The organism is Photobacterium kasasachensis (assembly GCF_050336885.1).
In the GTDB taxonomy this organism is placed as follows: Bacteria; Pseudomonadota; Gammaproteobacteria; order Enterobacterales; family Vibrionaceae; genus Photobacterium; species Photobacterium kasasachensis.
The window spans coordinates 76,389-90,070 of sequence record NZ_JAKJSH010000024.1; the positions used below are offsets into that span (position 1 = coordinate 76,389).

The window sequence follows — 13,682 nt, forward strand, 5'->3', positions numbered from 1 at the left end:
GCTCTATAAGATGGAAACTTATTGATTTTATTCTATAGAAGATACAAAAACGGGACATCCGAAGATGTCCCGTTTCCAAACGTTTGGTGGAGCTGGCGGGAGTTGAACCCGCGTCCAAAACCAGTCTAACCAGAGGCGCTACATGCTTAGTCTGTCTTTATTCTCGTAAGTGCACTGCGAACAGACACGCTATGCAAGTACATACCAGAATTCTATTTCGCGGTTCATCTCTCTAGTCAAAGATTCCCTCGCTATCTTGTTTGGGTTTGAACCCCTGTTATTCCCCGTCTTACAAGCGGAAGCTAGGGCAGGAGCGCTCTCAGCAGGGTATTAAGCTGCTAGTGCGTAGTTTTCGTCGTTTGCGACTATTTTTTTGCGGCTTTTTACGTGGCCAACCGCCCCACGGCATGCTCCCAAAGCCTTCGTGATCCTGTCGAATCCTAAATCAGCCCCAGAGTTCGATCGATGTTAACAGAAAAAACGTTAGCGTCAATACAAAAGCCTACTTGCCGAGTGCTTATGGAGAAAAATCCACCACTTAGCAAGCAAGGCCATCACTTTTTAGCGCATACTCTGCTTCATGATACGTTGCTTATCGCGCTGCCAGTCTTTCTGTTTGGAGTCGGCACGCTTGTCATGAAGCTTCTTACCGCGCGCTGTACCTACCTTCAGTTTAACCCATGAACCTTTCCAATACATAGAAAGTGCCACAATAGTCTGGCCTTCACGGTTGACAGCGCCCAACAGCTTGTCAATCTCGCGGCGCTTAAGCAGGAGCTTGCGGGTACGGGTCGGATCGGCCACTACGTGGGTAGAGGCAGCATTCAGCGGGGTGATGGTGACCCCGGAAATGAAGGCTTCGCCGTTACGTAGAAAGACATAGCTCTCTGAAATGTTTACTTTGCCAGAGCGGATGGCTTTGACTTCCCAGCCCTGTAGTTCCAGGCCGGCTTCGTACTCGTCGTCAATCGCAAACTCATGACGCGCCGATTTGTTTTTCGCAATGGTATTGCTACCCGGCTTGCTTGGTTTTTTCTTTGCCATAGATATTTTGTTCACTCTTTTGCAGTCCCTGCCGGATGAGATTATCGGCAGGTCGAAGTGCCATAATCGCAGACCTGATTGGCTAATGTCTCAGGCACGATTTGCACGAATTTTGGCTAATAGCCGAGTAATGGTATCATTGCCCCACCTCTTCTCCTAGGTTTTGGCTGCTAAGTCGCTAAATACTTGAGAGTTGAGGCACTTGTTATGGGTAAAGGAGAAACTATGCCTCAGATTAGCCGCTCTGCACTGGTTCCTTTTAGTGCACAGAAAATGTTTGAACTTGTTAATGATGTTGAGTCTTACCCTGCGTTTTTGCCGGGCTGTTCCGGCACTAAGATATTAGAAAGTTCTGACGAGCATATGATGGCATCTGTCGATGTATCCAAGGCTGGAATCAAGAAAACCTTTGTCACCCGCAATCAGCTGATTGGCGTGAATAAAATTGACATGCAGCTGGTGGAAGGCCCTTTCCGGCGTCTGGTTGGCGGCTGGCACTTTACCGAGCTTGATGCCGAGGCATGCAAGGTCGAGCTGAAACTGGATTTTGAATTTACCAACGGGTTGGTAGAAGCGGCGTTTGGCAAGGTGTTCCGCGATCTAACCAATAATATGGTGAATGCGTTTACCCAACGAGCCAGAGAAGTGTATGAGTTCTGAAGAAAAGCTGATCCATGTCGAGGTGGTGTATGCGCTGCCTCAGGCCCAGCGTGTGATCAAGCTGGCGATCACCCCTGATACCCAGGTTCATGAGATTATCGAGCAGTCCGGCGTGCTGGAAATGTACCCGGAAATCGACCTGAAGAAGAACAAGGTGGGTGTCTACAGTCGTAATGTGAAGCCCAATGCGACGGTGCACGATGGCGATAGGATTGAAATCTACCGTCCGTTACTGGCCGATCCGAAAGAGATCCGCCGCAAGCGTGCCGAACAGGCAAAGCAGGAGGCGCTAGACGCCAAGGCAGCAGAAGCTAAGGCGACCGAATAAAGCCTTATTCTGTATACCGAAAACAATAAAAAAGCTCGCAGTTGCGAGCTTTTTTTGTGGTCATCACTTATTTCAGTGGTATCAGTTAATCGGATCCATAAAGTTGGGTCCCGACTGATAGTCACCGGACAGCCCAGTGAGTTTATTCTGGGCATCAAAGGTGAGCACCAGGTTCTTCTGAATGGCTTCGTCATGGCCCGGCTTGTGGTAGTAGACGTAGTACCAGGTATTTGGATATTCAGGTTCTACCAACATTGGCGATCCCAGAACATAGCTCACCTGTTCTTTGTTCATACCGTAACGCAGGGTATTGATGTCGTTTTGATCAAGGTAGTTCCCCTGATTGATATCAATTCGATAAACCAGCCTTTCAACGACTGAACAACCACCTAACAGGCTTACTGCTAACGTTAGTGCAGCAATGTTTTTCCAACTCATAGCATCCCGGCAAATTCGCTTTTACTGCTGCGATGATAAACAAGCTCTGGGCAGAAGTAAAAAAGCGGTTAAGAAAAAAACTGTAATTGAGACTGTGAGCTAGCTAATTAGTTGCATCACGGCTTAAGTTTATTTCAATAATACCGGTCTGAACAATATTCTGTTTGATATCAGGCCGCAAACAGCAATTCTTTTGCGTTGGCGAGCGTTCTTTCGGTGATTTCGCTACCGCCCAGCAGTCGGGCCAACTCGGAAACCCGGGCTTTGTCATCCAGCGGGTACATGTTGGTCTCGGTCTGGCCTTTGGTTGATTTCTTGGCAACAAACATCTGCTGGTGGCCACAACCGGCAACCTGCGGCAAGTGAGTCACACACATTACCTGGGTAGATTCGCCCAGTGTACGCAGCATCTTGCCTACGATAGCGGCGGTCGGTCCGCTGATACCGACATCTACTTCATCGAAAATCAGGCTCGGGGTTTCGACTTTCTGCGCGGTGATCACCTGAATCGCCAGGGAAATACGCGACAGCTCACCACCGGAGGCGACTTTGCCCAATGGCTGCAGCGGCTGGCCGGGGTTGGTCGAGACCAGGAAGGTGATGTTGTCATAGCCCAGCGGGCTGAGCATCCCTTCGGCATCGCTCTGGATATCGATTTTGAAAATACCGTGCTCCATGCTCAGCTCGTGCATGCTGTTGGAAATCTTCTTGTCGAGCTCTTTGGCGTAGCGCTGGCGGCTCTTGCTGAGCTTTTCAGCCGTGGCGAGGAATTTCTGGCGTTGCAGCTCGACCTGCTCGGCCATCTCTTCCAGACGCTCGTCACTGCAGTCCAGCTCTTCAAGCTCTTTCAGCAGATCCTGGTGCTTCTGGTATAGCTCGTTGGGCATCACGTAGTGCTTACGCGCCAGTGACATGATTTTAGCCAGACGCTCTTCAAGGTAGATCAGGCGCTGCGGATCCATATCCAGATTGTCTAGGTAGCAGCGAAGCTCCTGGCTTGCTTCCTGAACCTGGATAATGGCTTCTTCCAGCATGGCTGGAATGGTGCTCAGGTTGCTGTCCAGCTCACCAAGAGTAATGACTTGCTGGCTGGCCATTTGCAGCAGCTGCAGGGCGTTGCCTTCGTCGTTGTCATACAGTACCGAAAGTGCGGTCTGGCTGGAAACAGCCAGCTCGCCGCTGTTCGACAGGCGCTTGTGCTCTTCTTCGATCTCGGCAAATTCGTCTTCGCCAAGGGCCAGTTCATTGAGCTCTTTGACCTGATACTGAATCAGCTGTTTCTGCGCTTCGTTTTCTTCCCGGTTCTGGGTCAGGCGCTTCAGCTCGTTATTGGCCTGACGCCAGATCTGGTAGGCCTTGCGGGTTTTTTCCATCAACAGGTGATGACCGGCATATTGATCCAGCATTTGCTGTTGGTGCTCGGCACGCATCAGCTGCTGGTGGGCGTGCTGACCGTGGATATTGATCAGTAATTGGCCGAGGGCTTTCTGCTGTGAGGCCGGAACCGGGCTACCGTTGATAAAGCCACGGGAGCGGCCTTCTTTGGTGATCACCCGGCGCAGGATGCACTCCTCGCCGTCGACCAATTCATTGTCTTCCAGCCAGCGACGGGCTGCCTGGTTGTTTTGCAATGAAAAGGCGGCCGAAATCTCGGCTTTGTCTTCATTTGGTCGCACCATGCTGGCTTCTGCCCGATCTCCCAAGCATAGGCCGAGCGCATCAATGGCAATAGATTTACCTGCGCCTGTTTCACCGGTAATGGTGGTCATTCCCGGCTTTAGTTCAAATTCAAGGTTTTTGACAATAGCAAAGTTGGAGATCGTCATATGTGCAAGCATGTGTTCACCTGTTTAAATCAACACCTGTTTTTTCATACAGTATATACTGTATCTATACACAGTAAAGATACTGAATGAATTTTTTATCAAGAAAGTGTGATTCGAGTTAAGGTGATGAATTGCAAACACAAAAAAGCCAGCGTAATGGCTGGCTTAGCTCAGAAGGGAAAGGGGCTCAGAACAGTTTGCTTGACCAGCCCAGCTTTCCGCGCAGCACGTTGTAGTAGCTGTAGTTCTTCGGGTGGATCAGCTTGAGGTGGTCCGGGCTCTGGTAAATCAGGATCTCGTCACCGGGGCTGACCGGCAGGGAAACCTGTCCGTCACAGCTGACCTCGAGAGTACTGCCGTTGGTCGGTGAAACCAGCAGCTTGATCCGGCTGTTGCCGTCAACTACAAGCGGTCGGCAAGACAGCGTGTGCGGGAACATCGGCACCAGGGAAATGGCATTGAGGCTCGGTGACAGGATAGGGCCGCCACCCGATAATGAATAGGCGGTCGAACCTGTCGGGGTCGAGATAATGAGCCCGTCAGAGCGCTGAGAGAAGGCGAAGGTCTCGTCGATATACACTTCGAACTCAATCATGTGGGCAATCTTGTCCGGATGCAGCACGGCCTCGTTCAGGGCGGCATTACGGCTTTTGATTTGCCCGTGACGGTGCACTTCGGCTTCCAGCAAGAAGCGTTTTTCGGTGATGAATTCGCCGTTCAGTACCTTTTCGAGCTCCGAGTCGAAATCATCGGGGGCAAGGTCGGTCAGAAAGCCGAGGTTGCCGCGGTTGACGCCGATCACTGCCACATCAAAGCGGGAAAGCACCCGGGCGGCACCGAGCATATTGCCGTCACCGCCGACGACGATGGCCAGGTTGGCTTTGTCGCCAATTGTCAGCAAATCGCATAGTGAGGCTTGCGGGACGTCCAGATCGTTAGCCAGACGGTGATCGACCAATACTTCGTAGCCTTTGTTGTTCAGCCAGTCGTACAGACTTTTGTGGGTTTGCAGGGCGTCAGGGTTTCTCGGCTTACCAATTAACGCGATTGTCTGAAAAATGCGCTTCATGTCCTTGATCCGACAAATGATAGTGGAGCCAGTATAGCGCTAGGTTTAGACACTTGTCGCGCTTTGTGAGCGATCTCGGCTTGAATCATTGAACTTCATCCCCATAATATGCGCATGACCGTTTTTTAAGGGTGGGAACTGTGTGTTTTTTCCACTCCATTGACGAACAATAAATCTTGGCGGAGAAGCGAACGCATGAGCAACGAAGAGAAAAAAGTACAGGACGAACAGCTGCAGCAAGACACTGTGAATGCAGCTGAAACTGAATCTGCTGAGGAACAAGTAGTAGAAATGACTGCAGAAGAGCTTCAGGCAGCACGTATTGCTGAACTTGAAGCGGCTCTGCTAACCAGCGAAGCGAAAGTGAAAGAGCAGCAAGACAGTGTATTGCGTGCTCGCGCTGATATCGACAACATGCGTCGTCGTACCGAGCAGGAAGTTGACAAGGCACGTAAGTTTGCCCTGAACAAGTTTGCCGAAGAGCTGCTGCCGGTTATCGATAACATGGAACGTGCGATCGAAATGTCGGATAAGAACGACGAAGCGATCAAGCCAATGCTTGAAGGTGTCGAGCTGACGCTGAAGACAATGACGGATACCGTCGAGAAGTTTGGCCTGAAGCAAATCGACCCTATGGGTGAAGCGTTCAACCCTGAGTTCCATCAGGCGATGTCTATCCAGGAAAGTGCCGAGCACGAGCCGAACACGGTTATCCTGGTTATGCAGAAAGGCTACGAGCTAAACGGCCGCGTTGTGCGCCCTGCAATGGTAATGGTATCTAAAGCTGCAGCGGGCAACGTTGATACTCAGGCGTAAGCTGAGCGGCTAGGATCGGAAAACCCGCAGTTTTGAGGCGGGTTTTTATTTTTTTGAATTTTTTTTCGATGTTGCCCTTGAAAACAAAATGGCTGCCCTTATCTAGTAGTCATACGACATCGTAAATCAATTTTCTGCGGCTGAGTCCGCACCGCCTGCCCCAATATGATTTCGGGCAGGTTAGTAGAACTAAACGAATTTCGGAGAAAGCCTGATGGGTAAAATCATTGGTATTGACTTGGGTACAACTAACTCTTGTGTAGCAGTACTTGATGGTGAAAAACCACGTGTAATTGAGAATGCAGAGGGTGAGCGTACAACGGCATCTGTTATCGCTTACACCCAAGATGGTGAAACGTTAGTTGGTCAGCCAGCTAAACGTCAGGCGGTAACTAACCCTGAAAACACACTATTCGCTATCAAGCGTCTGATCGGTCGTCGTTTTGAAGACGAAGAAGTTCAGCGTGATATCGAAATTATGCCTTTCAAAATTGTTAAGGCTGACAACGGCGATGCATGGGTAGAAGCGAAAGGCCAGAAAATGGCTGCTCCTCAGGTATCTGCTGAAGTACTTAAGAAGATGAAGAAAACGGCAGAAGACTTCCTGGGCGAAGAAGTGACTGGCGCAGTTGTTACTGTTCCTGCTTACTTCAACGATGCTCAGCGTCAGGCAACTAAAGATGCCGGCCGTATCGCAGGTCTTGAAGTTAAGCGTATCATCAACGAACCAACAGCAGCTGCACTGGCTTACGGCCTTGATAAGAAAGGCGGTGACCGCACTATCGCTGTTTACGACCTTGGTGGTGGTACTTTCGATATCTCTATCATCGAAATCGATGAAGTTGAAGGCGAGAAGACGTTTGAAGTTCTTGCGACCAACGGTGACACACACCTTGGTGGTGAAGACTTCGATAACCGCATGATCAACTACCTGGTAGAAGAGTTCAACAAAGAGCAGGGCATCAACCTTAAGAACGATCCTCTTGCGATGCAGCGTGTTAAAGAAGCTGCTGAAAAAGCGAAAATCGAACTGTCTTCTGCACAGCAAACTGACGTAAACCTACCTTACGTGACTGCTGATGCAACAGGTCCTAAGCACATGAACATCAAAGTGACTCGTGCGAAGCTTGAGTCTCTGGTTGAAGATCTTGTTCAGCGCTCTCTTGAGCCACTAAAAGTTGCTCTGGCTGATGCTGACCTGTCTGTAGGCGATATCACTGACGTTATCCTTGTTGGTGGCCAGACTCGTATGCCAATGGTTCAGGCTAAAGTATCTGAATTCTTCGGTAAAGAACCACGTAAAGACGTGAACCCAGATGAAGCTGTAGCGGTTGGTGCGGCTGTTCAGGGCGGTGTTCTTGCGGGCGACGTGAAAGACGTTCTACTGCTAGACGTTACTCCACTATCTCTTGGTATCGAAACCATGGGCGGCGTAATGACTAAGCTTATCGAGAAGAACACCACGATTCCTACAAAAGCGAACCAGGTATTCTCGACGGCAGAAGACAACCAGAACGCGGTAACTATCCACGTTCTACAGGGTGAGCGTAAGCAGGCGAACTACAACAAGTCTCTTGGTCAGTTCAACCTTGAAGGTATCCAGGCAGCACCTCGCGGTATGCCTCAGATCGAAGTTACTTTCGACCTTGATGCCGACGGTATCCTGCACGTGTCTGCGAAAGACAAGAGCACAGGTAAAGAGCAGAAGATCACTATCCAAGCTTCTGGCGGCCTGAGCGATGAAGATATCGAGAAAATGGTACAAGAAGCAGAAGCTAACAAAGAAGCGGACAAGAAGTTCGAAGAGTTGGTAACTGCACGTAACCAGGCTGACCAGCTAGTACACGGTACGCGCAAGCAGATCGAAGAAGCGGGTGAAGCACTTCCAGCTGACGAGAAAGAGAAAATCGAAGCCGCTGTTTCTGAACTAGAAGAAGCACGCAAAGGCGAAGATAAAGAAGCGATCGACGCGAAAGTTCAGGCGCTAATCGCAGCTTCTCAGAAGCTAATGGAAATTGCTCAGCAGCAGGCTCAAGCTCAGCAGGCACAAGCTGGTGCTGGTGAAGCTGGCGAGCAGCAAGCTCAACAAGACGACAACGTTGTTGACGCTGAGTTCGAAGAAGTTAAAGACGACAAAAAATAAGATAGTTAATTCATAATCTTATTTTCGCGCGGGCGTTGGAGGAATACTCTTGCGCCCGTAGCTGTATTCAGGCAGGTGACAGTTAAGTATGTCTAAACGTGACTTTTACGAGGTTCTTGGCGTTGGCCGTGACGCGTCAGAACGTGATATTAAAAAGGCCTATAAACGCCTTGCGATGAAGTTTCACCCCGACCGTAATCAGGGTGACGAGCAGGCTGCAGAAAAATTCAAAGAAGTGAAAACCGCCTATGAGATCCTGACCGATCCTCAGAAGAAAGCGGCATACGATCAGTATGGCCATGCTGCGTTTGAGCAGGGTGGTATGGGCGGCGGTGGCGGCTTCGGCGGCGGCGCTGACTTTGGCGATATTTTCGGTGATGTGTTCGGCGATATCTTCGGTGGCGGCGGTGGCCGTCGCGGTGGTCAGCAGCGTGCCCAGCGCGGTGCTGATCTGCGCTACAACATGGAGCTGACACTGGAAGAAGCCGTTCGCGGTTGTAGCAAAGAGATCCGTGTTCCTACCTTGGTTCACTGTGATACCTGTGACGGTTCCGGTGCCAAGAAAGGTACGTCAGCGACAACCTGTGGCACCTGTCACGGTCAGGGCCAGGTGCAAATGCGCCAGGGCTTCTTTGCTGTACAGCAGACGTGTCCGCACTGTCACGGTCGCGGTAAGATCATCAAGGAGCCTTGTGGCACCTGTCATGGTCAGGGCCGTAAGGAAGAAACCAAGACTCTGTCTGTGAAGATCCCGGCGGGTGTTGATACGGGCGACCGTATCCGACTATCCGGTGAAGGTGAAGCGGGCGAGTTTGGTGCACCGGCAGGCGATCTGTATGTACAGGTTCACGTTGCCCAGCACCATATCTTCGAGCGTGATGGTAGCAACCTGTACTGCGAAGTACCTGTGAGCTTTACCATGGCAGCCCTGGGCGGTGAGGTTGAAGTACCGACCCTAGACGGTCGCGTTAACCTGAAAGTGCCTACTGAAACCCAGACTGGCCGTATGTTCCGCATGCGTGGTAAAGGGGTGAAATCGGTGCGTGGCGGTACGGTTGGCGATCTGATCTGTAAGCTTGTGGTTGAGACACCTGTTAACCTGAGCTCGCGCCAGAAGGAGCTTTTGCAAGAGCTGGAAGAGACCCTGGGTGGCTCTGCGGCAAAGAAGCATAAGCCTAAATCAGAAGGTTTCTTCGACGGCGTGAAAAAGTTCTTTGACGACCTGACTGGTTAAGCACTGGCGAATGCCATAATAAAAGCCGACGTAAAGTCGGCTTTTTTGTGCCTGCATTTTACCGGTGTTCTATCTATCTTTCTTACCAGCAATTACCGCTTCCTGATGCGGATCCCACACCGGCAGCGTTTAAATAAAGCGTCCCGCACGTATCATCACTCTTGGGGGTTGCCGATAACTTGTAGATATTGGCCCCGGCACCTGAGGTTGCACCGTAGTCGTACCGCTTCAGATTGAGATTGCAGCCCGGGCAGCTGGTGTTATCGACAGCTGCCGGATAACTGCCGTTGGTGCTGTATTGCTCTTCCATCCATAGCTGCAACCGGACGAGCCCGGCCTTGGCGTCCTCTCGATAGCTTTTAGTGACATGATCGGTATAGGCCGGGTAGGCGAACGCACTGATAATCCCGACAATGGCAACCACGACTAATAATTCGATCAGTGTCATACCTTTTTGGCAATTGTGAATCTGGCTCACCACGATCTCCTGAAGTGCATCGCTAACTCATTGATATAAAGTAAGGCTATTGTTCTAGAGTGATAATCTATATGCAATTAAATTGGTGTTAATCAAGGTGATTGCATGCGAAGTTGGGTATCACATCAAGGCTTTACCCTATTGGAGTTGCTGATAACTCTCTCTGTCATCACCGTCTTGCTGACAACGGCCGCGCCGTCTTTTACATCGACGCTTGAGCACTACAAGCTCAGGCGTTTGGCCAATCAGTTGGCGACCAATTTGCATTTGGCGCGTACCGAAGCTGTTCGCACCAACCAGACTATTTATGTTCACAATGTCAATATGAGCTCGTCGACAAATTCCGGGTGGTGCGTAGTAATGACATCAAATGCCGCTACACCCGGTGGATGTTCTGCCTCGGACTGGACACAGGTATTGGCCGTGGTTGATGGCGGTCAGTTCCCTTCGATTTTAATAAGCAGTAACAGAAACTACAGTTCATTTGATGGAGCCCGAAGCATGGTCAACCAAGGAATGACCTATGAGTTGAAAACCGATGGTATGAAGGCGGATCAAAGGATTGAGGTGATAGTGAGTAAAAAGTCACGAATAAGGCGGTGTAGCAAGAATGGAATACCGGGCTTTGAGTCCTGCTAACTGCAAGGGGATGACGCTGATTGAGAGCCTTGTCGCCATGGCTATTGGTATTCTGGCTTTATCCCTCATGGTCTCGACCTTTTTGAGTGGTACCCAAACGGCGGTACGGGTTACTGACGGTTCGTATTTCATCCACGAGTTCTATGATGTTTCACGTTTTATCCTTGATGACATGCGAAGAGCCGGTTATGCGATAGAAGGTACCCGAGAAGGGCAGGTAAAGTGGGCTGGCGCGGCTTCGGAGCTTGAGATCTTAGAGGCTGGTCAGTGCGTTGCCTATGCTTATGAGTTTGACGACTCGGGAGTGGAGAAGGTGCGCTATTCCACTGTGTTTTACTTTGCTGATGACAAGGCTATACGTTTGTACACCCTGGAGGAGGCTATTCCCGTCGCCGCAGCAAGTGTACCCAATGTCATCGAGGCTTGTGGTAATGGGGGAGATCGTTGGGGAGAAGCAATCACAGACAATAAGAGTATGAAGGTCAATGCTCTCACTTTTGACGGCAGTGCTTCACCGCTATATGACGTTGTGATCCAAGCACAGTCGCAGTTTGATGGCCATGATGAACAAATGGCGTTCAAAGTTCACCGGATGAACTAAGGAAAAAGGATGAAGCGAGTGAGCCGAACTTCAGGCTTTTTAACGTTAATGGTGGCTGTCCTCTTGTTGCTGATCGGCAGCTATGCATTCTTCGAATCCGCCGATACCAGCCTTTTTCTTATCAAGCGTTTTCAAAATACCCTGGCGGCCAAGAAGCTTCACTGGGCTGCGCAGGGAGGACTGGAATGTGCGTTTGCCGTGAATAAACAAAACACCGGGGTACTTCCCCCTCTGCAAAGTTATAGCGATTGTGAAAAAGAGGTCTTGCCCGTTGGCGAGCGGGGGAGGCTTGATTTGCAAGTCACAGCAAGTCAGGTAAGTGGTAGTCCCTCACTGTATAACCTTGAAAGTAAAGCATCAGAAAGTAATGGAAGAGGTAAGCGCAATATTTCCAAAAATATAGAAGTGACTACGAAGTCTGTGATGCCCGGAATATTCAAGACTTCCTCCATGCTTCGACTGACGGGCGATTTTGCCTTGCTCCCGAATAAAAATACTAAGGATGGGAAAAACGAGTGCATTACCATGGTGGTAAAGGATAAGCATAACTTTGTGCATAGCGACAGTACTGCAAACTCAAAGTTGATTATTCGCGACAATGATGGATATAGCGAAGGTCAGGTTCCCCCCAGCGTCGATCTGGCGGCACTAAATAACAGCGCTAAGCTTGGTAACTTCTCCTGTGCGCCCGGATATCAGAGCTTCAATATGGTGGGGACAAGAGAGGGGGAGTACCTGGCGAACGATATTAATGAAGACCCGGCAATGGATATGTTCAAAGACTTGTTTGGGGTGACTAGAGATAAATGGAAAGAAGTGCGGGACTCACAATTTACGGGAAATCAGACAGCCATCATTAACAAGGATAACACCAGTGTGATGGTTGAAAACTGTGCCGATAAAATTAATGAGGCTTATAAAAATGGAGCTAAACGTATCTGGATTGATGGCAGTTGTAATCTAGGGAGTAGTGACAAACCAGCAACAGATGGGATGCCGATAGATTTGAATACGCCAGCAGATAATAAGCCTGACATGGAAGTGATGATCGTTGTACGCGACGGCATTATTTATTCGGCAGGGCAGGTGGGTATTTCAGGATTGGTCTATCAGTTTAAAACTGGAGATCGAGCGGATAGCGTGATGACGGCTGATATGGTTACCTCTTGTGAGAAGGCGGGATTTTGCTCGAGTTCTGCTCATAGTGCGGCTTATAAAAATAAAGCCTTCTATACTCACGGCGCCCTTTATGCGTTTGGTGGGCTGGCAGTGGATATGCCTGATTTAGTTTTTGAAGTGTTTGGCTCGCTCTGGGCTGAATACGATATTAGCAAGTGGCAAGGTATTATCTCTCCGGGGGGAGGCGCGACACCCGGTGGCAGCGCCGTTAAATGGAAAGAAGGAACCTGGCGTGATTAGTCATCTGCAAAGAAGGGATTACGGTTTTTCGCTGGTGGAAGTTGTCGTTGCCATGTCTGTCGTGGCTATCGCGACTCTTGGTTTGGTTAAAATGCAAACTTTCCTTGAGCGTAAAAGTGAGTATGTACAGATGGGGTTGGTTGCCTTGCAGATAGCTGAAAATGACATGCAGTATGTTCAGAGCCTGAGTTTTGCCTCTATCTCTGGTGCCGGCGGCACTATTAGCCGTGCCGAAGGGACTTATGATTGGGTGCGGACATATAAATCAGTAATGTCAGGTGATGCGAAGCAATTGCAGACTACAGTGACATGGTCTGATAGGCGGGATGAAAAGCAAAGCTTGGCATTATCAACGATGCGAACCAAGTTTAATTAGATCGAGTCTTGTCTCTGATTTATACAAAAAACAGGGTCGCTGTATAAACTTTGTTCGCTTGGTGTTTTTTCTTAAAAAAACTATTGCCTCTTCCAAATATCTCCCTATAATTCGCTTCCGTTGTCACGACAAACTACTCGTTAGAAAGTCGAGATAACAACGTTCTTTAACAATTTGACCATGCAATCTGTGTGGGCACTCGTGAAATGATTAGTCAAAAAGATTTATCAGTGAACTGAGTGACCAATTCAAGTTGGTACAGCCTTGAGCTGTTTTGTTTTACTTTTTCAAAAGTGAAAACCAATAAGAGCACAGTCAATTCATTCATTACTTCGGTAATGAATTAACAGTATTCATTGAGCCGTTACTTCGGTAACAACAAAACTTTAATTGAAGAGTTTGATCATGGCTCAGATTGAACGCTGGCGGCAGGCCTAACACATGCAAGTCGAGCGGCAGCGACATGATAGAAGCTTCGGTGGAAATTATGGGCGGCGAGCGGCGGACGGGTGAGTAATGCCTGGGAATATGCCTTAGTGTGGGGGATAACTATTGGAAACGATAGCTAATACCGCATAATGCCTACGGGCCAAAGAGGGGGACCTTCGGGC

14 protein-coding genes, 1 rRNA gene and 1 other RNA gene are annotated in these 13,682 nt (G+C 49.5%); 10 read left to right on the top strand and 6 right to left on the bottom strand.

Going from position 1 to position 13,682, the window contains the following annotated elements; all coding sequences use genetic code 11:
• Positions 1–84 precede the first annotated feature (84 nt).
• Positions 85–453: a transfer-messenger RNA gene (gene ssrA / locus L4D19_RS25620) on the bottom strand.
• 108 nt (positions 454–561) lie between these two features.
• Positions 562–1,044 (bottom strand): SsrA-binding protein SmpB, encoded by a 483-nt coding sequence (gene smpB / locus L4D19_RS25625; protein WP_428454793.1) that lies wholly within the window; start codon positions 1,042–1,044, stop codon positions 562–564.
• A 225-nt stretch (positions 1,045–1,269) separates the two neighbouring features.
• Between smpB and L4D19_RS25630 the strand changes: the two genes are divergently transcribed.
• A complete protein-coding gene (locus L4D19_RS25630; protein WP_075762458.1) occupies positions 1,270–1,704 on the top strand; it encodes an SRPBCC family protein in 435 nt (144 codons plus the stop codon).
• A complete protein-coding gene (locus L4D19_RS25635; RefSeq protein ID WP_428454785.1) occupies positions 1,694–2,032 on the top strand; it encodes an RnfH family protein in 339 nt (112 codons plus the stop codon). The genes L4D19_RS25630 and L4D19_RS25635 overlap by 11 nt, the downstream gene beginning before the upstream one ends.
• Before the next feature lie 81 nt (positions 2,033–2,113).
• Here the strand turns inward: L4D19_RS25635 and bamE are convergent, their stop codons facing one another.
• The 3 genes from bamE to nadK form a co-directional block, all read right to left on the bottom strand.
• The gene (gene bamE, locus L4D19_RS25640) at positions 2,114–2,470 is read right to left on the bottom strand and encodes an outer membrane protein assembly factor BamE (protein ID WP_075762456.1); all 357 of its coding nucleotides are present in this window, start codon (positions 2,468–2,470) and stop codon (positions 2,114–2,116) included.
• Between the two features lie 170 nt (positions 2,471–2,640).
• Positions 2,641–4,308, bottom strand: coding sequence for a DNA repair protein RecN (gene recN / locus L4D19_RS25645; RefSeq protein ID WP_428454786.1), 1,668 nt, complete (start codon positions 4,306–4,308; stop codon positions 2,641–2,643).
• Positions 4,309–4,483: 175 nt separating this feature from the next.
• A complete protein-coding gene (nadK, locus tag L4D19_RS25650) occupies positions 4,484–5,365 on the bottom strand; it encodes an NAD(+) kinase (RefSeq protein WP_075762454.1) in 882 nt (293 codons plus the stop codon).
• A 195-nt stretch (positions 5,366–5,560) separates the two neighbouring features.
• Here nadK and grpE point away from each other — a divergent pair, with 195 nt between their 5' ends.
• The 3 genes from grpE (at position 5,561) to dnaJ (ending at position 9,558) form a co-directional block, all read left to right on the top strand.
• Positions 5,561–6,181: a nucleotide exchange factor GrpE gene (grpE, locus tag L4D19_RS25655; RefSeq protein ID WP_160649710.1), complete on the top strand. Its 621-nt coding sequence runs from the start codon at positions 5,561–5,563 to the stop codon at positions 6,179–6,181.
• Positions 6,182–6,395: 214 nt separating this feature from the next.
• Positions 6,396–8,324 carry a molecular chaperone DnaK gene (gene dnaK, locus L4D19_RS25660; RefSeq protein WP_160649712.1) on the top strand — a complete coding sequence of 643 codons (1,929 nt, stop codon included), beginning with the start codon at positions 6,396–6,398 and terminating at the stop codon, positions 8,322–8,324.
• A gap of 88 nt (positions 8,325–8,412) precedes the next feature.
• Complete coding sequence (gene dnaJ, locus L4D19_RS25665; RefSeq protein WP_075762451.1) at positions 8,413–9,558, top strand: molecular chaperone DnaJ; 1,146 nt, start codon at positions 8,413–8,415, stop codon at positions 9,556–9,558.
• 82 nt (positions 9,559–9,640) lie between these two features.
• On the opposite strand, the gene L4D19_RS25670 is transcribed toward dnaJ, so the two are convergent.
• Entirely contained in the window at positions 9,641–10,036 is a 396-nt protein-coding gene (locus L4D19_RS25670) for a type IV pilin protein (RefSeq protein ID WP_428454787.1), read from the bottom strand.
• 105 nt (positions 10,037–10,141) lie between these two features.
• Here L4D19_RS25670 and L4D19_RS25675 point away from each other — a divergent pair, with 105 nt between their 5' ends.
• The 5 genes from L4D19_RS25675 to L4D19_RS25695 all read left to right on the top strand — a co-directional run.
• A complete protein-coding gene (locus L4D19_RS25675) occupies positions 10,142–10,675 on the top strand; it encodes a GspH/FimT family pseudopilin (RefSeq protein WP_428454788.1) in 534 nt (177 codons plus the stop codon).
• Positions 10,662–11,276 carry a PilW family protein gene (locus L4D19_RS25680; protein ID WP_428454789.1) on the top strand — a complete coding sequence of 205 codons (615 nt, stop codon included), beginning with the start codon at positions 10,662–10,664 and terminating at the stop codon, positions 11,274–11,276. The genes L4D19_RS25675 and L4D19_RS25680 overlap by 14 nt, the downstream gene beginning before the upstream one ends.
• 9 nt (positions 11,277–11,285) lie before the next feature.
• A complete protein-coding gene (locus tag L4D19_RS25685) occupies positions 11,286–12,695 on the top strand; it encodes a hypothetical protein (RefSeq protein WP_428454790.1) in 1,410 nt (469 codons plus the stop codon).
• Entirely contained in the window at positions 12,688–13,071 is a 384-nt protein-coding gene (locus L4D19_RS25690) for a prepilin-type N-terminal cleavage/methylation domain-containing protein (RefSeq protein WP_428454791.1), read from the top strand. The genes L4D19_RS25685 and L4D19_RS25690 overlap by 8 nt, the downstream gene beginning before the upstream one ends.
• Positions 13,072–13,458: 387 nt before the next feature.
• Positions 13,459–13,682, top strand: a 16S ribosomal RNA gene (locus L4D19_RS25695); the annotation flags it as partial.

Excerpts from the sequence above, each read along its gene's own strand:
- smpB (WP_428454793.1), bottom strand. The coding sequence starts at position 1,044 with ATGGCAAAGAAAAAACCAAGCAAGCCGGGTAGCAATACCATTGCGAAA.
- L4D19_RS25630 (WP_075762458.1), top strand. The coding sequence starts at position 1,270 with ATGCCTCAGATTAGCCGCTCTGCACTGGTTCCTTTTAGTGCACAGAAA.
- L4D19_RS25635 (WP_428454785.1), top strand. The coding sequence starts at position 1,694 with ATGAGTTCTGAAGAAAAGCTGATCCATGTCGAGGTGGTGTATGCGCTG.
- bamE (WP_075762456.1), bottom strand. The coding sequence starts at position 2,470 with ATGAGTTGGAAAAACATTGCTGCACTAACGTTAGCAGTAAGCCTGTTA.
- recN (WP_428454786.1), bottom strand. The coding sequence starts at position 4,308 with ATGCTTGCACATATGACGATCTCCAACTTTGCTATTGTCAAAAACCTT.
- nadK (WP_075762454.1), bottom strand. The coding sequence starts at position 5,365 with ATGAAGCGCATTTTTCAGACAATCGCGTTAATTGGTAAGCCGAGAAAC.
- grpE (WP_160649710.1), top strand. The coding sequence starts at position 5,561 with ATGAGCAACGAAGAGAAAAAAGTACAGGACGAACAGCTGCAGCAAGAC.
- dnaK (WP_160649712.1), top strand. The coding sequence starts at position 6,396 with ATGGGTAAAATCATTGGTATTGACTTGGGTACAACTAACTCTTGTGTA.
- dnaJ (WP_075762451.1), top strand. The coding sequence starts at position 8,413 with ATGTCTAAACGTGACTTTTACGAGGTTCTTGGCGTTGGCCGTGACGCG.
- L4D19_RS25675 (WP_428454788.1), top strand. The coding sequence starts at position 10,142 with ATGCGAAGTTGGGTATCACATCAAGGCTTTACCCTATTGGAGTTGCTG.
- L4D19_RS25685 (WP_428454790.1), top strand. The coding sequence starts at position 11,286 with ATGAAGCGAGTGAGCCGAACTTCAGGCTTTTTAACGTTAATGGTGGCT.